Origin of the sequence: Taibaiella helva (assembly GCF_003545695.1) — a bacterium.
In the GTDB taxonomy this organism is placed as follows: Bacteria; Bacteroidota; Bacteroidia; order Chitinophagales; family Chitinophagaceae; genus Taibaiella; species Taibaiella helva.
Genome location: NZ_QUZZ01000006.1, coordinates 228,682 through 249,430, shown reverse-complemented (window position 1 = coordinate 249,430; position 20,749 = coordinate 228,682). Strand labels below are relative to the sequence as shown.

The following is a 20,749-nucleotide window of genomic DNA, read 5'->3' as shown; positions in this document are numbered from 1 at the left end:
CCCGCTTGCTGCGCCTGCGTTCATCCGATGAAAAAAATACTGGTGGCGGACGATCATTCGGTTGTCCGGTTTGGATTGAAGATCATTATCAGGGAAAATTTCCCCGACAGGGAAGTGCTGGAGGCCTTTAGCGGGAAAACAGTAATGGAGCAGATGCAAAAGGAGAAATTTGAGCTCATCCTGCTGGACCTCGTGATGCCGGATACCGACTCCGGCGCCTTGATGCAATGGATCACCACCCGTTATCCTGAAACCAAGATCCTTATCGTTTCCATGAATCCCGAGAACCTGTATGGCAAACGCTACCTGCAGCTGGGCGCCCAGGGCTACCTGAAGAAAGTGGCGGAGCAGGAAGAAATGATCAGGGCAATAGGCACTGTGCTCAGCGGTAAAAAATATGTAAGCGAAGAGCTTACCGGCCTTATTCTTGAAGAAGCGTCGCAGGGAAAAAAGCTCAACCCCTTTGACGGGCTGACTTCAAGGGAATTCCAGGTAGCCATTCTGTTAAGTAAAAACCAGACCCTGACGCAGATCAGCGAGGGACTCAAAATACACTACACTACAGCCAGTACGCATAAACAACGGATCTACGAGAAGCTAAACATCGAGCATGCCTCGCAGCTGATCGAGCTGGCCGATATCTACCGCATTGCCGATTAAGTATCGCAGGTAAATCCCGAGATCGTTATCGTGGTGCCTTGTCCGAATATGCTGCTCACCGAGAGGCGCGCACCCAGGCGTGCGGCAAAATCGATAATCAGCTGAAAGCCCAGGCGGCCGTCTTTTTCTATGGCCGGTATCGACGGCGATTGTCGTATGCGGTAATTGATCTTCTCCAGCTGCTGCTCGGTCATGCCATTGCCGGTATCGGCGACCGAGAGCTCCATCGCATTTGCCTCGTCGCATTGTACGCTGATCAGTATCTTCCCGTTCTGCGTGTACTTGTTGGCATTGTCGATGATATTGCGCAGTATCGCTTTCAGCACATCCCTGTCTGTGTTCACCGAAGCTTCCCGTGTGTAACGGATCTCGATCTGGTTGTTCTTCAGCCTTAGCATTTCCTCGAAGAATTGTTTCAACTCTTCCAGCAGCGCTTTCACCGGGAAGCTGGTTTTGTTCAGCCGGTAATTTTCGTTCAGCGACATATTCCACAGGCTGAATTCTTTTACGAAAGAGTAGATCTTGGCCGTGGTATTCTTGATCTCTTCGCTTCCTTCCAGCACACTGTCGATATCATTGTTTTGTGCGGCACGGTGTACATGCCGGGCCAGTATGGTGAGGAAGTGCAGGGGCGATTGCAGGTCGTGTGCGATCAGCAGGGTCAGCTTTTCCTTCAGGCGGTTGTTGTATACGAGCTCGCGGGTGCGTTGCTGTACCTTGTGTTCGAGCCTACGCTGTTTTTTGATCAGGTAGAAGTACCGGAACCGGAAGAACAGCAGGATCATCAGGAGGATAAAGAGCGCGGCAAAAGCTTTGAAATACCATTCCTGGTAGAGAAAAGGCCTTACGGTAAGCTGCAGCTCGGCGGTAATATAATAGTCCGTAGCAAAGCCTGCTTTTTTACGGAGCTGCAGGGTATAGCTGCCATAAGGAAGCCGGTTGTAGCTAATGGCGTTATTGCTGCCCAGGGGATACCACCTATCCTCAAAATCCCGGAGTTTGTATTCGATCTGTTGGTTGGCCGGATTGTCGTAATAGGGTGAAGAGACCTGGATCTCCAGCCGGTTGAAAGAGGGAGGAAGCGAAAGCGCGCGTTTCAGCTGTACGGCCTTTCCGTCTACCAGCACTTCGTCGATCAGTATTTTGGAGGTAGGGTATGCCTCCTGCAGGCTGTCGGGATAGAACTGTACAAGGCCGTCCATCGATGGAAAGGATAGCTTGCCATCCTTCAGCTCCAGCGCGGCAGGCGTGCATCCGCCGTTGAACTCGTTTGTATTGAAGCCCTGCTCTTTGGTGTAATACTGGTAATATACCGCCCGGTCGGGGTTCCGGACATAGGCTTCCAGGTCGCTTTTCCGCGTACGTATAATGCCGTTGTTGGTCGTCATCCATACATTGCCGTTACGGTCCTCAAGAACGGTGTGTACAAAGGAAAGATAGCCCTTGTTGTCGACAGGCATTTTGATCAGCTTCCTGCCTGTGAGCATGAAGTAGCCCTTGCCATAGGTGCCGATCCAGAGCTGGTTGTGCCTGTCGAGGTACAGGCAGCGCACATCGCAATCTTTGAAATAGTTGTAATGGACCACCTGTCGCGTGCGGATGTTGATGGTAAACAGGTGCTGATTGCCGCCCACCCAGAAATATTCGTTGTCGACAGGCAACAACGTTCTCATGGCATCGGGATTCAGCTTCAGCGCCAGCCATTCTATTTTATCACCGGCAATGCGGCCAAACTTGTTCTTATTGGTCGAGAGCCAGATGCTGCCGTCAGGTGTCATTGCAAAACAATTGACATAAATATCCCGCTGACGGATTTCCTTCAGTACCCTGAAATCCGGCGCGATCCTGATCACGGCATCGGCGCCCCGGTTCATCCAGTAATTGCCTTCACGGTCCTTTATGATGGCCTGGCGCTTGATCTTATCTATGGGAAGCTTTTGGATATTACCGGGCGTCACCAGTCCGAAGTGTGTCAGGATCCCCGAGTCGCCGTAAGTGGCCTGTGCGTAAAAGATATTATCCGTTTCAGGAAAGGAAATCGTGGTGAACTGCTTTTTCTTCAACAGGAACAAGCCTTTGGTGCCCGATCCGATGATGATGGTATTGAGGTCGGCATAATGACCGAAACTGGTAATATTGGGTATATCACAGGCGTCTATGATAAAAGTAGCGCGCAATGTTCCGCTGTCGAGGAAGCTTAGCCGATAAATACGGTTGTCGTACAGGAGATAAAGCCGCTCCTCCTGCTGAAGCAGCGAATAGCGGCTGGGTCTGCTTGTCGTGACCAGAGACCGGGGCATCAGCCCCTGAACATGGACACTACGTGTGCGACCAGTGCTGTCCATCATGTTGATCCGGTAGTCCAGGTCCAGGAAATAGAAGCGTTGCTGCAAGGTTCCTGCGCTATGAAGCACATGCCGGTTCATTGTGCTTATGGAGTCTATCCAGCGTACATTTTTCCGGGAAACGAATGCAATTGTGCTTTTGTTGATTGCTATAAAGCCCGAGCAGGAATCGGTAGTGCTGTAGAAGGCAATAGTGTTGGTCCAGTCGCTGATGAGCTGGGAGTTGAGATAGTTATAACCCGCGATACCCAGATGACGCGAAGGATTGTAGAATCCTTCCGATGCATTGATGAGCAGTTCGCTGTTTACTTTCTGCTTCAGGCGTTCAAACCGGCCGGCCTTGTCCTGTGTGTATATGAATGAATTTTCATCAGTGAAATAAATGCGCTTGTCCGGCATAAGGCCAACATAACTTATGCGACTTGAATGAAGGGTATTCAGGTTCTCCCTGTTATAAACTCTGAAGTTTTTACCATCATAACGGGCCAGTCCCGATTCCGTCGCAATCCATAAATATTTGTCTTTATCCAATGCCAATGCCTTCACGCTGTTCTGCGGCAGACCATTGTCGTTTGTGAAATTGTAGACATTAAAATCCTTTACAGACTGGGCATTCAGGGCACTTGTATAAGATATAATGAAGAGTAAAAAAAGTCTTCGGAAGCAGTTCATTTATTGGCTCGATTAATGAGATCGGTATTCTTCGGCCGGTTTTTGGTTTAGCCGGGACGTGCAATCCCGGCACAGTAAAGATAATAGTACTATATTTTTCTATCATACTTGATTTATGCTTAATTATGTTCTTTTCTGGATTCTTTTATTTGGTGTTTTTCCTAAATAGGTTATAGTATATTATCGGAGCTGTTTAAGAAAGGGCTTCATTATAGGCTTAATAAAGATGTTTTTATCAATCAACTAAGCCATGCCGGGGCTATGCATGTCGTATGCTTCCGGAGAGAATAAAGCGCAGCGCTTTCTGTCGTTTCAGCCCCCGGGAGGGACCTTATATTCCCTCCCGGGAATGTTCAGGTGTGAATTTCCCCGGGAAGGCTCCCAGGCGGACGATGGCGTTCCAGGTTGGCTTCGTAAGTGAGGTCGAGCCGCAACGGTGTGATGGAGGTGTATTGGTTTTCGACTGCCCAGCGGTCTGTTCCCTCATCCGCCGGCTCAAGAGGAGCGACCGTGATCCAATAGTGCTTTCTTCCCATAGGATCGGTACCCGGTACCACATGACCGTCGTATAGTCTTACAGACTGGCTGGTCCACATGGCGCCAATGGGGTCGGGTGGAAAATTGACATTATACAGGCCGGTGCCTTCTTCCTGCAGCAGCAGGTCCAATACTTGCTCCACATGTGGCTTCAGCCGGTCGAAGTCCGGTTCGTTCTTGCCCACGGGGGTGCTGAGGGCGATCCCTTTTACGCCCAGCAGAACGGCCTGGCGGGCTGCGGCCAATGTTCCGGAATGCCACATCGAGTTGCCCAGGTTGGGACCCATATTGATCCCGGAAAGCACCACATCTGTCTTCGACCAAAGGTGGGTGCCCAGGGCAACACAGTCGGCCGGTGTGCCGTTGACGCGATAAGCATCGGCGTCTTCGAAGGTGATCGGCGAATTTTTGTATGAAAGCGGGCGGGAGTGGGTAATGGCATGCCCCATCGAAGACTGCTCTACGTCCGGCGCAACAATTCTTACCGAGCCGAAACGGCGTGCAATGCTCGCCAGAGCGGCTATCCCCGGACTGTAAATGCCATCGTCATTGGTGATCAATATATTCATAGCTGCCGATTTACGGGACAAGAACTTTTTACTTGTTGTAAATGTAATAACGTAACGACCGTAACAACGTTCATCTCTTGCGGCAAATATTATGAAATCTGTAAAGCTCTATTATAACCCTACTGCCGGTGAAGGCGAGAACTCGAAAGCTGAGCTGATACAGCATATCAGGAATGCCGGCTACACCTTTATCCATACATCCGGTAAAAAGGGTGGGATGGGCAAAGATGGGAAGGAAGCGGATATCCTGGCGGTTGCCGGTGGCGATGGCACGGTAAGAAAGGCCTGCCTTGACCTGCTGCGCATGCCGCTGATGCATAGCCGGCCCATAGGGTTGCTGGCGTTGGGGACAGCCAACAATATTGCGATGACGCTGAAGATAGGAAAAGATGTGCGGGAGGTGATCCGGTCCTGGGACCGGCATAAGCTGAAACGTTTTGATGTAGGGCGTATCGATGGACTGCCCTCGACGGCCTTCTTCGTGGAAGCTTTCGGGTTTGGCTTGTTTCCCCGGCTGATGCAGCAAATGGAACGCCTGCCGGAACAGGGGCCGCAGGATACGGAGCAGGAGCTGCAGCAGGCATTAAAACTGCTGGTCCCCATAGCTCAAAACTATGAAGCGGTTTCCTGCACGATCAGCCTCGATGATAAGACCTTTTCGGGCAGGTATATCCTGGCCGAAGTGATGAATATCCGGTCGCTGGGACCCAGGCTGGTACTGGCCCCCGACGCCGATCCCGGCGATGGCCGGTTTGATGTGCTGCTGATATCCGGGCGGCAGCGGAATAAGCTGGTGGCTTATATTGAGAAGATCGGGAAGGGGATCAAGGCCCGTTTCCCCTTCCGCCCTGTGAAAGCAAAGCATATTGTTATCCGGTGGGAAGGAAAGGACATGCATGTCGACGACAAGCTGATCCGGAAATATAAAGCGGGCCGGCTGCAGGTAAAGCTGCTCGACGGCATGCTGGATTTTCTGACGGCGGAATAAAAGAGCCGGCGCCGGTTGCTTATTCCTTTTGCTTCATGGCCCACATAAGCAGGGCATTCTTGCCGGGTGGGATATTCAGCTTCTTGATGATATGGCTGCGGTGTGTTTCCACGGTTTTCTCCGAAATGAACAGGATCGCGGCAATCTCCCTGGTAGACTTCTGCTGGCTCACCAGCTCCAGTATCTTTTTCTCTGCAAAAGTAAGCTGATCCAGCCCGGCCTGCGTATGGCCGGTTTGCCCGAAGGTCAGCCGCTGCGCCAGGTGCTTGCTGAAATAAGTATTGCCCGCCTGTATCTCCTGTAAACATTTCTCCAGCTCATCCATGGCAAAATCCTTCAGCAGGTAGCCTTTTACGTTGAGCTCTTTCGCACGGTTGAATAAAGACAGCTCGTTGTGCATGGTGAGCAGGATGATCTTTATCTTGCCGGTAAGGTGCTCCTGGTTGAGCTTTTGCAGGATATCCATACCGCTTAGCCCGGGCATATTCATATCCAGCAAGGCAATGTCGGGACGTAGGGTTACGATCTGGTTATAGGCCTCAAGGCCGTTGCCACACATGCCGACAACCTGGTAGCCTCTGGCGGTAAGGTAGGTCTGGGTACCCAGCAGCACTACAGGGTGGTCGTCGGCGATCAGTACTTTACACATAGGATCGGGGTATTTCAATTTTAATCAAAGTGCCGGCAGGAGAGGAGTTGATCTCGGTCCTGCCTTGCATGCTTTTGCTGCGTTCGGTCAGGCTCAGCAATCCGAAGGCTTTGCCGTTGCTGAGCGCAGCCGTTACATCAAAGCCTTTGCCATTGTCGATGATCTCGGTACAGGTGAAGCCGGGGCGCTCGCTTATGGTCACTTTGGCCGCCTGGGCTTCGGCGTACTTGATAATATTGTTCAGCGCTTCCTGTATCATGCGGAACAGCTGGAGCTCATGGCTGCTGCTCAGGCTGTTGGTATAGCTGATGTCGGTGGTAATGAACAGCAGGTTGCGTTCCATCATCTGGCTGCAGACATGCTCCACGCTTGGCTTCAGCCCGATCTTTTCCAGCATTACCGGGTGCAGGTCGCGCGAGATCATCCTGATCTCGGCGATGATCATATCGATCTTTTCCCTGCAGTCGGCCTGGCTTATGCCATGCTTAAGCAACATCAGCTCCTGGCTGATGCCATCGTGCAGGTCTCTTGCGATACGACCTCTTTCTTCTTCCGTATTGTGGAGCAGCTGCCGGGTAAACTGCTGCTGCAGGTCGGCATCTTTCTTTTTACGCTTCAGCTTGATCCGGGTTACCACGAAGGCCACACCCATGCCTCCGGCGAGCAATAAGGCCACCAGCAGGCCGTTGAGCACATTGCTCCTGTAGATTTCCTTCTGCTGCACCTGTATTCTCAGCTCCTTTTTCTGCGTCTCATATTTGGTCTCCATCTCTGCTACGTACTGTTTGTTCTCTTCACGGGCGATCAGGCTTTTAAGGGAGTCATATACCTGGTAGTTCTCCAGTGCCAAAGCGCTTTTCCCTTCAAGATAATAGGTGTGGAACAAGGTATAGTAGGCATCTTTGGCATTGGTGAGGTCGCTCTCTGCGCAGAAGCGCGGGATATAGCTTTTGATCAGCTCCAGCTCCTTGTCAACATTCCTCACAGCAGCAAAAGCCGGGGTGGAAGCCATGACATAGACCCTTTGCCTTTCCGTATCCCTGGCCAGGTCGATGGTCTCCGTGATCTTGCCATAATAGTATCTCGCCGTATCGTATTGGCTCGCTGCAAGACTGATCCCTGCTATGCTTATGTAGAGGTCAAATTCCGCATTGGGATTGCGGAAGCCCTGGTTGATAAGATCAAGCGCAAGGTTATAATAATGTTGTGCCGAATCGTACCGGCGGAGGCGGGCATATTCCACGCCGATGCCGATATAGCCGATGAGCAGGTGCGGATATTGCTTTTTGGCTTTGAAGAATACTGCCGCCTTTTCCTTCATGTCAATGGATTTCTGATATTCACCCATGCTGGAAAATACGGTGCCGTAATTGGCATAATTGGCGGCAAGGCTGGAGCTGTCTTTCAGCTTTTCACAAAGCGCGATCGTCTTCAGGTAATGATCCGCAGCCGCTTTGGGATTGGAGGTCTGTACCATGTACTGCCCCATCATGGAATGATAAGACTTAGCGAGAGTATCGTTCAAAGCAGGATAGCCCTTGCGTACAGTTTCCAGTACCTTGAAAGCCGAGTCGGTCTCCCGGCGGGCATAAATATAATACCCGGCAATGGCCAGAAGGGCCTTGCCTCTTTGGGTTGGGCTGATCTGCGCTGCAGCGGCGAGCTCGCGGAAAAAAGGAAGGATCAGCGGCTCGGTCTGATGATTGGCATAAGCAATGTTGAACAGGTCTTCGATAAGGGGAGTGGCAATCTGCTTCCGGCAGGCCTCCGGGCAGCTATTGTAAAAATCTTTGAGCTGCTGTGCCAATTGTTGCGGGTCCGTAATTTTTTGTTTCAGCTGCCGGTAAGCGTCCTGCAGGGTACTGTCGCAGGCTTGAGCAGCCTCCCGTGCACCTTCCCGCCGGCTTCCCCCGGGCTGGCATGCCGACAGCATCAGGATGCACAGCAGGCTGTACAGGCAGTATCTCCCCGGCTTCATATGGATTTTGCTTATTGGTTTAATGGTGCGCAAACATATTGCCAATTCCTGACAAAATCAAGGTTAACCCTTACTTTCTGTTAAAATTTTGTTCTTGGTTTGGAAATGCGTAGGGGACTATTTTATGAATACCGGCTTATACATTAAAATAGCCGTAATTGCTCTGTCGCCGTTATCGTTGCGGGCTGCGGCGGGTTGCCGGCTGCGATAGCATACAGCGGAAGCTCCTGGTAGCGGGAGGCGACTTCGATATGAGTATGGCCGCTCTGGCTGCGGAAAAGCGAGCGCACCAGGTCAGGGTCGTTGTTGTCGGCCGAAAGGTGGGAGAGGAACAGGTGGCTCAGGTAATCCGAACGGTGCGTAAGGAAGAGATCCAGAGCCTGTGTGTTGGACAGGTGGCCTTTGCCACCGCGTATCCTGTTTTTCAGGTGCCAGGGATAGCGGCCCTTTTGCAGCATATCCTCATCGTAATTGGCTTCCAGGAAAGCAGCATGGCATTGTCCGAAGAAGAAACGCAGCTGGTCGCATACCTGGCCGATATCGGTGAATACACCGACACGTATCTCTTTGCTTTCGATCAGGAAGCTATAGGGTTCGGCAGCATCGTGATGCTTGATGAATGGCGTGATAACGAAATTGCCCAGGCTTAGGGGCTGCCTGTCGGTGAAAGCGCAGATTAGCTGCTCGTCGAGGCGTAGCCGGGAATGGCGGAGTGTGTCGGGTGTAATGTATACCGGCAGGCGATAACGCGAAGACAATGTCTCCAGGCCCCTGATATGGTCGCCATGCTCATGCGAAATGAATATGGCCTTTACCTGGCCTATGTCCAGGCCCAGCCGCTGCATCCGCTTCACCGTTTCCCTGCAGGAAAGGCCTGCGTCGACCAATACAGCTTCCTTGCCGTCGCCGATATAATAACAGTTCCCGTTGCTGCCCGAATTCAATGAAGTAACCCACAAGCTCATCCGCTGCAAAATAACAAAATAATCCAGCGCCCTGCGAGAGGAATATCAGGGACGGCCGTGGTCGATGCGGTGTTCCTTATCCTGCTCATCGCGCAAGGTAACCTTTAGCGGGAATACGCCGGCTTCAACGGCTGTTGGGAACCAATGACGGTGACGGGCTACGAGGATCAGCAAACCATGATCATCTCCCATAACGGTAAAGTTGTCTTGCGGAGGCTGTTTGGTAAAAAGGGGAAGCCCATAGTCTCGGTTCAATTGCCCCGCCAGTGCAGGCACATCGTCGGTTACCAGGCCGGCTTCGCTGATGCAGCAGATACGGCTGCTGTCGAAAGGGAGAGCTTCCGCGTTGTCCAGGCTATGCCGTACGATGTATTCCAGTATATTGCCGTTGTTGTCATAAAAATAAAAGGCGCCGGCATTCCAATGTGCGAAATCGGCTATGGGATTACCATCAGGCAGGGTCAATATTTCTGTTTTTTCTTTAAGGCTGTCCAGTGCCTCGTAGAGCTTATTGGCCGGTATGGTAAAAGCAAAATGGTAGATAGGTCGCGTTATTGTTGTGTGTTTAAACGTAAGCAGCGTGCTGCCGGCTGCAAAAGTGACGAAGTCGTCGCCGCGGTCCTGTACGTCCAGGCCCGGTATGCTTTTGTAAAAAGCGTGGGTGGCCTCCAGGTCGTTCGTCAGCAATTCGAGGTGTGTTATGTGCATCATTCCCGGTTTTATGGTCCCTGCAAATGTGCACACTTTGATCTGCTGGCCGATTTTTTTTTATTGATAACAGTATCTTATTTCTTTTTTGTTTTATTTTGCAGCCGTATGTCAGCACGACAATCCATATCATTTACGTCTGAAGCGATGGCAACCGCTGCCGCATATTATTATACTTATTTCGCCCCTTACGGTTCGGAATAAGGAAGCTTTGTATATACCTCTGCGAAGCCCGGTTCCGGAAAGGAGCCGGGCTTTTTTTATTGCCTTTTTTCAACCTTCTTAAAGCAAAATAAACATGAGAAACAAACCCACCGTACAGGTGTACAGCCATTACACCGATGAAGATTTCGAAGTATGGGGCCTGCTGTTCAACCGGCAAATGAAACATCTGAAGCAGCACGCCGGCAGGCTGTATCTCGAGGCTGTAGACAACATTGGCTTCCGCGCGGATAAGATCCCCGACTTCGGAGCAACCAACCAGATGCTGCAGGCAGCAACAGGCTGGCAGCTGTGTGTGGCAAAGGAGCTGGTGCCCCAGGATGAATTTTTCCGGCTGCTGTCGCAAAAGATCTTTCCGGCAACCTGCTGGCTGAGAACTATGGCCGAGCTGGATTACCTCGAAGAGCCCGATATGTTCCATGATGTATTTGGCCATGCGCCCCTGCTGATGGAACCGGCTTATGCCGCATTTATGGAGGCCTTCGGAAAGTTGTCCCTGCAGTGGCTGGAGCATCCGGAAGCATTGAAGCAGCTTTCGGCCGTTTATTGGTTTACCATCGAGTTCGGATTGCTGCGCGAAAACGATGCACCGAAAGTGTTCGGTGCTGGCATACTCTCTTCAGTAGGAGAAACGCGGCATGCCCTTAGCGATGTGCCGGCCCGGTTGCCTTTCGATATAGAGCGCATGATGCAAACGGCTTACCGTACCGACATCCTGCAGGACAAATATTTTGTGATCGACTCCTTCCGGCAGCTGTGCGATGCTTTGCCCTTGCTGGAAGCAGCGCTTGCCCGCTTGCCCGAAAGCGCGGAGACATTTGCCGTATCCTGAGCTAGTTTTGCACATACACCGAAGTACCGGCTCTTGCAAGGAGGATTTGACGCATCTTTGCAGCTGAGGAAATTTCTGGAAGCATGATGAAAGTGTGCATTGCTGAAAAGCCCAGCGTAGCCCGTGATATCGCGGAAGTGCTGGGTGCAAGGCAACGTAAGGATGGCTATTATGAAGGTAACGGTTACCAGGTAACCTGGACCTTCGGCCATTTCTGTACCCTAAAGGAACCGCATGACTATTACGAGCAATGGCGCTACTGGCGGCTTGAAGACCTGCCGATGATCCCCTCCGGCTTCGGCATTAAGCTGATCGATAATTCCGGCGTAAAGAAGCAGTTTGCCGTTATCGAGCGATTGGTGCAGCAATGCGGGGAAGTGATCAATTGCGGGGATGCGGGGCAGGAAGGAGAGCTGATCCAGCGTTGGGTATTGCTGAAGGCAAAGTGCACGGCGCCGGTAAAGCGGCTGTGGATCTCCTCGCTTACTGAAGAGGCTATCCGGCAAGGTTTTCAGCAGCTGAAGGCAAGCGAGCAGTACAATAACCTGTACGCAGCAGGCAGCGCCAGGGCCATTGGCGACTGGCTGCTGGGGATGAATGCTACCCGGTTGTTTACGAAGAAATTTGCCCGTGATAAGACCGTGCTGTCCATCGGCCGTGTGCAGACGCCGACCTTAGCCATGATCGTGCAGCGGCAGAAGGAGATCAATGCCTTCGTTGCAGAGGAATACTGGGAGCTGAAAACAAGCTACCGTACGGTTGAATTCACGGCAACAATCGACCGGCTGCGCAGCGAAGAGAAAGCGGCCAAAGGATTGGCCTACCTGCAGCAGCACCTGTTTGAAATTACTTCATTCGAGATCAAGGAAGGAAAGGAGGGCAATCCGCGCCTGTTCGACCTGACCTCGCTGCAGGTGGAAGCCAATAAGAAATATGGCTATGCAGCTGAAGACACGCTGAAGTATATACAGAGCCTGTACGAGAAGAAGCTGGTGACCTATCCCAGGGTGGATACCACTTATCTCTCCGAAGACCTGCACCCCAAAATACCCGGCATCCTGCAAAGCATGATTCCCTATGCGCCGCTTACCGCGCCGCTGCTGGCCAAGCCTATTCTCAAGCTGAAATCGGTATTCGACGATAAGAAAGTAACGGACCACCACGCGATCATTCCGACAGAGATACCGCCTTCCGGCCTGAGCCTGATCGAGGAGAAAAGGGTATACGACCTGGTGGCCCGTCGCTTTATTGCAGCCTTTTATCCGGAATGTAAAGTGTCGAATACAACAGTGCTGGGAAAAGTAGGGCAGGTGCCCTTTAAGGCCACAGGCAAGCAGATACTCGAGCCGGGCTGGAAAGAAGTCTATGCTCACGATAAACAGAAGGAGGAAGGAGAAGAGGAAGAAAAAGTGATGCCGGTATTCACCGAAGGAGAGTCAGGACCACATGAGCCGCGTATCCATAAGGGAAAGACCACGGCGCCCAAACCCTATACGGAAGCGACTTTGCTCAGGGCAATGGAAACCGCCGGCAAGCAGGTGGAGGAAGAAGAAGTGCGCGAGTTGCTTAAGGATAATGGTATCGGGCGTCCTTCTACCAGGGCGAATATCATCGAGACTTTATTCCGCCGGAAATATATCGAGAAGAAAAAAAAGAACCTATATGCCACACAAACCGGCATCGACCTGATCGATACCATTCAGAACGAGCTGCTGAAAAGTCCTGAGCTGACCGGGGTATGGGAGCGTAAGCTGCGGCAGATAGAAAAAGGCGCTTACGACGCGGCGCTGTTCAAGCAGGAGCTGATAGAGATGGTTACCGGGCTCACGCAGGAAGTGAAGGCCAGCGGCGACCGGCTGATCACAACGGCAGAGCCGCAGCCGGCGCTTAAGGAGAAGAATGAGAAAGAAGCCAAACCCCGTGAGCCCAAACCGCCGAAAGAAGCGATTCCGCTTACAGAGCTGCCTTGTCCTAAATGTGGGCAGCATAAGATCGTTAAGGGGAAAACTGCCTATGGATGTCCCGATTTTAACGGCTGCGGCTTCAGGCTGCCGTTTGAAGTCTTCGGCAAAAAACTAAGCGGGAAGCAGATGACAGATTTGCTGACCAAGGGAAAGACGGCTAAAATCAAAGGGTTGAAGCCATCGCCGGAAATGCCGGAGCAGGAAGGAAGGCTTGGATTTGAAGAAGGGAACATTGTTTTCATTGTTTAAAAATAAATAATATTATAGCTGCAATAAGAAAATACTTGTTGCGTTTAAATAAGGTAGGCGAAATCGCCTGCCTTATTTGCGCTTATGCGTTGATACTTCTACAGAAGATCAATTCGGGAGCACTATACCTGAGGTCCTTCCTGATTTTTTTGAACATAGCTGATGAGCGCCGCAAATTGGCGTTCTTCCCGTCTACTTTTGCCTTTCAGTAATCATAGCAGTCACCCTTAAAACCCTATTCCATGAATCCCATACGATCTATTCCCACCTGGCCATTGACAACGTAGCCTAGTGGTACTGTTTCAGGAGTGATTGCGTTAAATGTTAGTATAAAATCAAGCAAAGCTTTTATTAACTCACTGACAAATGAAGCAAAAGATTTTGTTTATGATCCAACTACAGAGAAATTTGCTATGGCTGGTAAAAACGTAGAGGGAATTAACACTATGGGCTTCGTAAAGTAATTGGTGCAACTGAAGAAAATGTAGTTGGCGGAAGGATAAAGATGGTTAATGGTGAAATAAAGCATCTCAATGGAGTGGAACATATGGACAAAACTGGACGGCTAAAATTGCTGATCAATTTGAAGAATTTATGTGACTGGAAAAACGGCTGGTACCCATGGTGAGCCGGGACCATCGTTTTCTCGGTGCTGCTTGCCACGGATCGCTGTATTGGATCAAAGGGCTATATTTTCAGATCGATATTTTGTACAACGATGAGTACAATAGCCTGGAGGAGCGTCAGTTTCCGGATGGATTTCTTTTCTTCCGTTACTTGATAGAAGTTCATAGCAAGGAAGCGACAGCGGCATACTGTGTCGATATTGTCAGCAGAATATTGACCTGGCTTTGGCTGGAGCAGAAAATGCCCGCTGTTGCTGCTTGCGACTATGAAGAACAATTGCCTTTCAGCGGCGGCTACAAAAGTTCCGGATTGCCCTGGCCTGCAGCAGAAAGTGTGGGTCGGTAGCATTAAGGACTATGCCTTTCTGGTACCCCGCCAATAATAGTTATCTTTATAACGCAGACGCTTTGCTTCGCTTCACCAAACATCATTCACCTGTTAAAAAAACGAACAATGAAAATCAAGAAAATCCTGGGCTTGGCGCTGGCCCTCACCGCCTTACTCACCTTTACGGGCATCATCAAAGCGAAAGCGCAGTTCGGCGCTACCATTACCGTTACCTGGGATATCAATACCGCCGGCAGCGTATGCATGGGCGCGACGGGTAATTGCTGGCATTTCCCTATGATGGGCTCCATGCATACCTTCACCAATGTCGCTCCCGGCGCCAACTTTACCATTTCCGGCACACGCCTGGGCACACCTTTTAATGTTGTCATCTCCAAAGCCACAGTGGACGCCAATACGGTCGACGGCGTGCTGATCGCATCAGGAGTAGCGGTAGTAGTGCGTAAAACTGCCGAAGGACAATACCGCATTTATTACGAGTATTCCTGAGTACATACAAACTTAGCTTTCAGCGAAGCATAGCGTGCTGCAATTATCGCAACAGCCGGAACTTTTAAGTTCCGGCTGTTGGTTTATTAGGTTTATTTAATCCGCTTTACGGCTCAGAGTCTCGTCTCTCAGCGCCTTCACCCGGTCGTGGCTGTCGCTTTGTTCCCGGGCCTGCATCGCAATGATCTCCCTTTGTGCATCCGTAAGGCCGTTGTCTTCGTGCAGGGCCTCGCTATAAGCCTCTTTGCTGGCGTCTTCGCCCCGCTCACATTCGATCAGCAGGTGCTTGCGGTTGTGCCCGGTAAAGGTGGTTTTAAAGTCCATCCAGGCGCGGTGCAGCTTGCCCGACAAAGAGCCTTCTGTCTCGGGTTGAGAGCCGCTTTGCTGTACCAGGCTGGCCAATGCGGTATTAAACCCCTGGCTCTGCGCGATCATTTCCCTAAACAGGACATCCAGGTCGGCTTCCCGCGAACGATTGTCTTTCAGGGCCCTTTCATAGCCTTTTATGCGGTCGTTATTGATCAGGATCAGGTCGTTCAGTGTTTCTATCGCAGTTTGTTGCATGTGTCCGGATTTTTTGCAAGGTAGATCTGCTGCTTGTACCGCAACAGTTGCCCGGCCGCGTTATCTACCAGCCAAATTACAACAATTGTGTTGCCCTCCGGTTGACTGCTGCAGCAAATAATTTAAGTTGGCCCCCAAGCCCAGCCAGGTAAGCGCGAAAGCGGGAAGAATTGCAGACCTTTGCCTTATGGCTTACCCGATGATCGTTACCCTTGCGCTGGAAGAAACGGCCAGGAGCTATTTCAACAACCTGCGCCGGGTACACTTTCCTGCACACAGCAATTACCTGGAGGCTCACCTGACTTTATTTTACAGGCTGCCTTCTGATGAGCCCGCCATCGGGGATATCCTGCAAAGCCTGTGGCCCTCCGTACCGCTATGGCTCGATGTGACCGATGTGGTCTGCTTCGGTACCGGGGTTGCCTTTTCGCTGGCCTGCGAGCCGCTCCTGGCGTTGCACCGGCAGCTGCAGCAAGCCTTCGATCCCTGGCTCATCCGGCAGGACCGGCAACCGCTCAGACCGCACATTACTATACAAAATAAGGTAACGGCCTTTAAAGCACAGCGCCTGCAGCAGGAGCTGAAAGCCGCTTTTGTTCCTTTCCCGGTCAGGGCTGCCGGCTGGGCCACCTGGCTGTACTTGGGCGGGCCCTGGAAGCCGCTGGCTTCCTATCCCTTCCCCGGTGCTGCCGGAACAGAACCTGAGGCATTGCTTGTATGATGGCCGTTCCCTGAACTTAAAAAAAGCGTTGCCTTCCAATGAAGACAACGCTTTGCTATCGTTGTTTGCGCTTAAATGAGGTTCATCCTGGTACGCAGCGCCTGCGGTATCGCTTTCTTGTTGAGCAGGAAGGCGGTGGTCTTTAAGCGGACATAGGCCTTGGTCACGTAGAGGTAGCCTTTGTAATCGTTGGTAGTGCCCCAGGAATTCTTAACGATGTAGTATTCGCGGCCGTTCTGGTCTTTGGCAAGGCCTACGATATGCATACCATGATCGTCGGTGGTGCTGTAATTGTCAAAAGCCTGCTGGCGCATTTCAGCAGTAACCACACGTTCCGGCTTAGGTCCGTTGAACATTTCCTTTTTCTCCTCGTCGGTCATGTCGTCATATTCTTTTTCGGGAACATAAGCTACACCGTTCTTCCAGCTGAAGGATTTCTCGCTCACGTCGGTAGCCCAGGCTACGGTATAGCCTTTGTTCAGCGCATTATCGATAATGTCGGTAATGTCGTTGAAGGGCACATTGTATACCATATCCATGCTCCAGTTGTCGGGCACCATCAATATGGTCTTCTTGTAATAAGGTTTGTCGGTAAGAGAAGACAGCTCGACATAATCTTTAGGGTCGAGGCCTACCACTTGCTCGGCAAAGCTTTTGGGCGTATAGGTCCTGCCTTGCCAGGTAAAGGTTTCAGGTACCTTACCCAGGTAAGAATCCAGCACTGCATTAAAAGCCTCTTTCCAGTTGGGCGACAGCTTACCGTTGGGATTTTTGACCCAGGCATCGAGCATGGCTTTCAGCACCGATTGCATTTCTGCGAATTTATTCTTGCTGGTACCATAGTGCAGGCCGGTGTACAGCGACTGCGGCATGGCTCCGTATTTGGCGTACATATTGATCACATCGTGGCAGGCGCCGCCGTCGCCCCATTCCAGCGAGCCGTGCATGCGGATATAGCTTTCTGCTTTGTCGGCATAGACATTGCGGGCCGAGAAGAGCTGCGCCAGCTCTACCGGCTCTTTGCCGGCCTTATACATTTCGCTTTCGAGGAAGGAGTTGGTAGAATAGCTCCAGCAGGTGCCCGAGCTGGCCTGGTTCTTCACCGAAGTGTTCGCCAGCGCAATCACTTCTGTAAAACGGAATTTGGACCTGGAGCTATCGCTGCTGTTCTTATCCAGCGACTTTACCAGGTTGTCCTGTGCAGCTGCAAGCAGGGGGGCGCACAGGCATACGGTGGTCATGATCTTTTTCATAAAAAAACTTGAAAACTGAAGCGGCTAAAGTACAGCGAAAGCGCGGTTTTTGCCAGTAAAGACCGGGGGATAAAAAGGGGGAAATTCTATAAAGTGCGAATGCATGATATTCCGGCGATAGCAGATATTATAAAGACAACATAGAGACGGGCAGTCTGCTTATAATCAAAAACAATAATCTTTTGCAGCCGTGCTCAGGATATTTGCAGCCGCAATCCTCAATGCACAAGCCAATGAACCCTCCGGCGATCAGCAAACGCCAGTATGTTACCCTTATCCTGATCCTGGGCACGCTTACAGCCCTGGTACCTTTTTCTGTAGATATGTACCTGCCGGGTTTTCCCGCCATTGCCAGAGACCTGGATACCAACGATGCCCGTGTATCGCTGACGCTTACCGGTTTCTTCCTCGGCATTTCGGCAGGGCAGTTGCTCTACGGGCCGCTGCTGGACCGCTTCGGCCGCAAGCCGCCGCTTTACCTGGGCCTGCTGCTGTATGTGCTGGCTTCTATAGGCTGCTCGTTTGCCCGCAACATCGACACGCTCATCCTGCTGCGCCTCGTACAGGCTGTGGGTGGCTGCGCAGCCATGGTAACCTCCATGTCGCTGGTGCGCGACCTGTTCCCGGTAAAAGACAGCGCTAAAGTATTTTCCTTGCTGATCCTCATTCTGGGCGCTTCGCCTATGATCGCACCTACAGCCGGCGGCTACATCACCAGTGCCTGGGGCTGGCCTGTGGTTTTTGTTGTGCTGGCCCTTATCGGCGTATTGGTATTGCTGGCCTGCCTGCTGTGGCTGCCTAGTCCTTACCGGCCAGATACCACCATGTCGCTGAAGCCTGGCCCTATCCTGAAAGGCTTTTACCAGGTAGCCACTACACCGCAGTTCTATACCTATGCATTGACCGGCGCGCTGGCCTTCGCCGGTTTGTTTGCTTATGTCTCCGGCTCGCCCCTATTGTTTATGAAAGTATTCGGTCTCAGCGGTAAGGTCTATGGCTGGATATTTGCCGCTTTGTCGATAGGCTTTATCGGTATGAGCCAGATGAACAATGTGCTGCTGCGCTATTTCAGCAGTGAGCAGATCATTCGCGTGGCGCTCATTTGTTATGCGGTTACGGCTGTATCGCTTTTCGCGCTGGCAGCGCTGCATGCGCTCAGCCTGCCATTGATCATTACAGGCCTGTTTCTGATGCTGGGCTGCGTAGGCATTACCAATCCCAATGCTTCGGCCATGTGCCTGGCGCCTTTCAGCAGGAATGCGGGCAGCGCCTCAGCGCTGATGGGCGCGCTGCAAATGGGATTGGGCGCGCTGGCATCGGTGGTGATCAGTATGTTTGACAAACCTTCGGTATTACCGGTGGTCGTTTCGATACTAGTGTCGGCCTTGCTGTCGCTGTCCGCTTTTTACCTGGGTAAGCGGAAGATCGTGGCGCCTGTGCAGGCAGAAAAGGGCGCAGCAATACCGGCGCATTGAAAGATAACGCGTGTTTAACTAACTTTTCAGGCTTACTTAAAACTTTTTGAACAGGGAACAGTTTATTTACTAAAAAAGCAGCAATTATGTCATCCAAAGGAGTAATCGGGATATGGCTTACCTTGCTGGCCGTCAGGGGACTGATGGTATTCTGCTTGTACATGACGAACAGACCGATGGGACAGGGCATGCAACAGGAGCAATCAACGGAGCAGCCGGCTGTTTACAGCAGCCTGCAGCAGCATCACTACAAAGTTCACAAGGTACATACGGCAGGGATCAGCTTTTTTGTGCTGGATTAAGTCGCCCATTTCCGCGAAGAAAAAAGGAGCTGTCCGGCAGGGTGGCTCCTTTTTTGATGGTCGCCTGAAGGTATATGATATGAAGAGAAAAAGCAGGGTGAAAGAAGCATATATGAGTGGGAAGCCGGATTGTCCGCCCGACTCCCGGAATGGAAGGTTCTATGCTATGGATGAGTGCTAACCGCAACTGTACGGCCGGGCCGGTCGGGACGTGTAACGGCCTGAACGGTGGCTGTATCAAGATGTTTCCTTAGCTATCCAGGTTTTGCTCCTACAGAGCAAGGCGATGCTTAATCCTTTTGATGCTACAAACATTTGGCTCCTACGGAGCCTATAGCGAGAACGCAATCTTATGCATCTGGCCAAGTCTCCAACCTTCCCCTGAAAAAAAGACAAAAATACCACCGCTTGATTTTTGTCAAGCGCTTTTCTTATTAAATATCATTGGCAACCGCTCACCGGCCATAGTACTTTTGCCACCATTGAACACAATACTCATTTTTTTAAACGTAAAACAACCTTAATGAAAAAGATCGCAATCGTTGCTGCAACCGTATTATCGCTGTCGTACAGCTCCTCTGCACTGGCGCAGACCTGGAGCGTAGATAAAGCACATTCCCGTTTCGGATTCGGCGTTACACATCTTTCCATTTCACAGATCGACGGTAACTTTAAAAACTATGAAGCCACGATTAACGCTTCAAAGCCCGACTTCTCCGATGCTACTTTCGAGATCAGCGCAGAAATGGCCTCTATTAATACAGACATTGAACAGCGCGATGCACACCTGAAGTCTCCCGATTTTCTTGATGCGGAAAAATATCCGAAGCTTACTTTCAAAAGCACTTCTTTCAAAAAAGTAAGCGGCAAAAATTATAAGCTCAGCGGCAACCTCACCATGCACGGTGTGACCAAGCCCGTGACCATCGACGTGGTGATCAACGGTCCCATTACTCATCCGCAAAGCCAGAAACCAGTGGCCGGCTTTAAATTTACAGGAAAGATCAAACGCAGTGAATTCGGTATTGCTACGGCTATGCCCGCTTCAGCCCTGGGTGAAGACCTGCTCCTGATCGGCAATGCAGAATTTGCTAAAAACTAAACAATGAGATATAAAGCAATCCTGGCAGCGCTGCTCTTCATGATGGCCCTGCCTGCAATGGCCGCCAGCTGGCAGCCGACCAACAAATACAGTATCCGTTTTTCCAGCAATGATGCCAGCGGTATCTTTAAGACCTTTAGCAGCACATTGGTGTTCGACGAACAAAACCTGGGCACATCTAAATTCACGGCAACGGTGGAAGTGGCTTCGATCAACACTGGTAACGGCTTGCAGAACAAGCACGCCAAGGGCGCCGAATGGTTTGATGCGACCACTTATCCGCAGATCCGTTTTGTTTCCGATAAGATCGTGAAAGCCGGCAGCGGCTACCAGGCTACCGGTACACTGGAAATGCATGGCGTTAAAAAGCAAGTAACGATCCCCTTTACCTTTCAGCGGAAAGGTAATGCCGGTACCTTTGCCGGTAGCTTTTCCGTCAACCGCAACGATTATCATATAGGAAAAGCCGGGAATAAAGTGGAAGAAGTGATCAGGATCGATATCAGCGTTCCCGTTGTCCAAAAATAATC

19 protein-coding genes are annotated in these 20,749 nt (G+C 51.2%); 11 read left to right on the top strand and 8 right to left on the bottom strand.

Annotated features, from left to right (window positions below):
* Positions 1-27 precede the first annotated feature (27 nt).
* On the top strand, positions 28-660 hold the full coding sequence (locus DZC79_RS11480) for a response regulator (protein WP_118951725.1): 633 nt from the start codon (positions 28-30) through the stop codon (positions 658-660).
* Here DZC79_RS11480 and DZC79_RS11475 read toward each other — a convergent pair.
* Positions 657-3,677, bottom strand: coding sequence for a ligand-binding sensor domain-containing protein (locus DZC79_RS11475; RefSeq protein ID WP_118951724.1), 3,021 nt, complete (start codon positions 3,675-3,677; stop codon positions 657-659). The genes DZC79_RS11480 and DZC79_RS11475 overlap by 4 nt on opposite strands.
* A 353-nt stretch (positions 3,678-4,030) precedes the next feature.
* Positions 4,031-4,783: a 5'/3'-nucleotidase SurE gene (gene surE, locus DZC79_RS11470; protein ID WP_118951821.1), complete on the bottom strand. Its 753-nt coding sequence runs from the start codon at positions 4,781-4,783 to the stop codon at positions 4,031-4,033.
* Positions 4,784-4,874: 91 nt separating this feature from the next.
* On the opposite strand from surE, the gene DZC79_RS11465 reads away from it, so the two are divergent.
* A complete protein-coding gene (locus DZC79_RS11465; RefSeq protein WP_118951723.1) occupies positions 4,875-5,771 on the top strand; it encodes a diacylglycerol/lipid kinase family protein in 897 nt (298 codons plus the stop codon).
* Positions 5,772-5,790: 19 nt separating this feature from the next.
* On the opposite strand, the gene DZC79_RS11460 is transcribed toward DZC79_RS11465, so the two are convergent.
* The 4 genes from DZC79_RS11460 to DZC79_RS11445 all read right to left on the bottom strand — a co-directional run bounded on the left by DZC79_RS11460 (position 5,791) and on the right by DZC79_RS11445 (position 10,074).
* Entirely contained in the window at positions 5,791-6,420 is a 630-nt protein-coding gene (locus DZC79_RS11460; RefSeq protein WP_118951722.1) for a response regulator transcription factor, read from the bottom strand.
* A complete protein-coding gene (locus DZC79_RS11455; protein WP_118951721.1) occupies positions 6,413-8,398 on the bottom strand; it encodes a tetratricopeptide repeat-containing sensor histidine kinase in 1,986 nt (661 codons plus the stop codon). The genes DZC79_RS11460 and DZC79_RS11455 overlap by 8 nt, the downstream gene beginning before the upstream one ends.
* A 143-nt stretch (positions 8,399-8,541) precedes the next feature.
* Positions 8,542-9,363 (bottom strand): MBL fold metallo-hydrolase, encoded by an 822-nt coding sequence (locus DZC79_RS11450; RefSeq protein WP_118951720.1) that lies wholly within the window; start codon positions 9,361-9,363, stop codon positions 8,542-8,544.
* A 45-nt stretch (positions 9,364-9,408) separates the two neighbouring features.
* Positions 9,409-10,074 (bottom strand): VOC family protein, encoded by a 666-nt coding sequence (locus tag DZC79_RS11445; protein WP_118951719.1) that lies wholly within the window; start codon positions 10,072-10,074, stop codon positions 9,409-9,411.
* Between the two features lie 295 nt (positions 10,075-10,369).
* Between DZC79_RS11445 and DZC79_RS11440 the strand changes: the two genes are divergently transcribed.
* From DZC79_RS11440 to DZC79_RS11425, 4 genes are all read left to right on the top strand, one after another.
* Positions 10,370-11,125, top strand: a complete 756-nt coding sequence (locus DZC79_RS11440) for a phenylalanine 4-monooxygenase (RefSeq protein WP_118951718.1) — start codon at positions 10,370-10,372, stop codon at positions 11,123-11,125.
* Between the two features lie 83 nt (positions 11,126-11,208).
* The gene (locus DZC79_RS11435) at positions 11,209-13,338 is read left to right on the top strand and encodes a type IA DNA topoisomerase (protein WP_232831817.1); all 2,130 of its coding nucleotides are present in this window, start codon (positions 11,209-11,211) and stop codon (positions 13,336-13,338) included.
* 621 nt (positions 13,339-13,959) lie between these two features.
* A complete protein-coding gene (locus DZC79_RS11430; protein ID WP_118951717.1) occupies positions 13,960-14,310 on the top strand; it encodes a hypothetical protein in 351 nt (116 codons plus the stop codon).
* Positions 14,311-14,418: 108 nt separating this feature from the next.
* Positions 14,419-14,802, top strand: coding sequence for a hypothetical protein (locus DZC79_RS11425; protein ID WP_118951716.1), 384 nt, complete (start codon positions 14,419-14,421; stop codon positions 14,800-14,802).
* Positions 14,803-14,898: 96 nt separating this feature from the next.
* On the opposite strand, the gene DZC79_RS11420 is transcribed toward DZC79_RS11425, so the two are convergent.
* Positions 14,899-15,366 carry a ferritin-like domain-containing protein gene (locus DZC79_RS11420; RefSeq protein ID WP_118951715.1) on the bottom strand — a complete coding sequence of 156 codons (468 nt, stop codon included), beginning with the start codon at positions 15,364-15,366 and terminating at the stop codon, positions 14,899-14,901.
* 127 nt (positions 15,367-15,493) lie between these two features.
* Between DZC79_RS11420 and DZC79_RS11415 the strand changes: the two genes are divergently transcribed.
* Complete coding sequence (locus DZC79_RS11415) at positions 15,494-16,087, top strand: 2'-5' RNA ligase family protein (protein ID WP_157977084.1); 594 nt, start codon at positions 15,494-15,496, stop codon at positions 16,085-16,087.
* Positions 16,088-16,158: 71 nt separating this feature from the next.
* On the opposite strand, the gene DZC79_RS11410 is transcribed toward DZC79_RS11415, so the two are convergent.
* Positions 16,159-17,340, bottom strand: coding sequence for a C1 family peptidase (locus DZC79_RS11410; protein WP_118951713.1), 1,182 nt, complete (start codon positions 17,338-17,340; stop codon positions 16,159-16,161).
* Between the two features lie 221 nt (positions 17,341-17,561).
* Here DZC79_RS11410 and DZC79_RS11405 point away from each other — a divergent pair, with 221 nt between their 5' ends.
* The 4 genes from DZC79_RS11405 to DZC79_RS11390 all read left to right on the top strand — a co-directional run bounded on the left by DZC79_RS11405 (position 17,562) and on the right by DZC79_RS11390 (position 20,747).
* Positions 17,562-18,815 (top strand): multidrug effflux MFS transporter, encoded by a 1,254-nt coding sequence (locus DZC79_RS11405; RefSeq protein WP_232831816.1) that lies wholly within the window; start codon positions 17,562-17,564, stop codon positions 18,813-18,815.
* Positions 18,816-18,901: 86 nt separating this feature from the next.
* Complete coding sequence (locus tag DZC79_RS11400; RefSeq protein ID WP_118951712.1) at positions 18,902-19,117, top strand: hypothetical protein; 216 nt, start codon at positions 18,902-18,904, stop codon at positions 19,115-19,117.
* A 523-nt stretch (positions 19,118-19,640) separates the two neighbouring features.
* Positions 19,641-20,219 (top strand): YceI family protein, encoded by a 579-nt coding sequence (locus DZC79_RS11395; RefSeq protein WP_118951711.1) that lies wholly within the window; start codon positions 19,641-19,643, stop codon positions 20,217-20,219.
* Positions 20,220-20,222: 3 nt separating this feature from the next.
* Positions 20,223-20,747 (top strand): YceI family protein, encoded by a 525-nt coding sequence (locus DZC79_RS11390; RefSeq protein WP_118951710.1) that lies wholly within the window; start codon positions 20,223-20,225, stop codon positions 20,745-20,747.
* Positions 20,748-20,749: the final 2 nt, after the last annotated feature.

Coding starts and splice junctions, on each gene's coding strand:
- DZC79_RS11400 (WP_118951712.1), top strand. CDS start 18,902: ATGTCATCCAAAGGAGTAATCGGGATATGGCTTACCTTGCTGGCCGTC.
- DZC79_RS11395 (WP_118951711.1), top strand. CDS start 19,641: ATGAAAAAGATCGCAATCGTTGCTGCAACCGTATTATCGCTGTCGTAC.
- DZC79_RS11455 (WP_118951721.1), bottom strand. CDS start 8,398: ATGAAGCCGGGGAGATACTGCCTGTACAGCCTGCTGTGCATCCTGATG.
- DZC79_RS11390 (WP_118951710.1), top strand. CDS start 20,223: ATGAGATATAAAGCAATCCTGGCAGCGCTGCTCTTCATGATGGCCCTG.
- DZC79_RS11405 (WP_232831816.1), top strand. CDS start 17,562: ATGCACAAGCCAATGAACCCTCCGGCGATCAGCAAACGCCAGTATGTT.
- DZC79_RS11465 (WP_118951723.1), top strand. CDS start 4,875: ATGAAATCTGTAAAGCTCTATTATAACCCTACTGCCGGTGAAGGCGAG.
- DZC79_RS11475 (WP_118951724.1), bottom strand. CDS start 3,677: ATGAACTGCTTCCGAAGACTTTTTTTACTCTTCATTATATCTTATACA.
- surE (WP_118951821.1), bottom strand. CDS start 4,783: ATGAATATATTGATCACCAATGACGATGGCATTTACAGTCCGGGGATA.
- DZC79_RS11440 (WP_118951718.1), top strand. CDS start 10,370: ATGAGAAACAAACCCACCGTACAGGTGTACAGCCATTACACCGATGAA.
- DZC79_RS11445 (WP_118951719.1), bottom strand. CDS start 10,074: ATGATGCACATAACACACCTCGAATTGCTGACGAACGACCTGGAGGCC.
- DZC79_RS11480 (WP_118951725.1), top strand. CDS start 28: ATGAAAAAAATACTGGTGGCGGACGATCATTCGGTTGTCCGGTTTGGA.
- DZC79_RS11435 (WP_232831817.1), top strand. CDS start 11,209: ATGATGAAAGTGTGCATTGCTGAAAAGCCCAGCGTAGCCCGTGATATC.
- DZC79_RS11420 (WP_118951715.1), bottom strand. CDS start 15,366: ATGCAACAAACTGCGATAGAAACACTGAACGACCTGATCCTGATCAAT.
- DZC79_RS11460 (WP_118951722.1), bottom strand. CDS start 6,420: ATGTGTAAAGTACTGATCGCCGACGACCACCCTGTAGTGCTGCTGGGT.
- DZC79_RS11450 (WP_118951720.1), bottom strand. CDS start 9,363: ATGAGCTTGTGGGTTACTTCATTGAATTCGGGCAGCAACGGGAACTGT.
- DZC79_RS11425 (WP_118951716.1), top strand. CDS start 14,419: ATGAAAATCAAGAAAATCCTGGGCTTGGCGCTGGCCCTCACCGCCTTA.
- DZC79_RS11430 (WP_118951717.1), top strand. CDS start 13,960: ATGGTGAGCCGGGACCATCGTTTTCTCGGTGCTGCTTGCCACGGATCG.
- DZC79_RS11410 (WP_118951713.1), bottom strand. CDS start 17,340: ATGAAAAAGATCATGACCACCGTATGCCTGTGCGCCCCCCTGCTTGCA.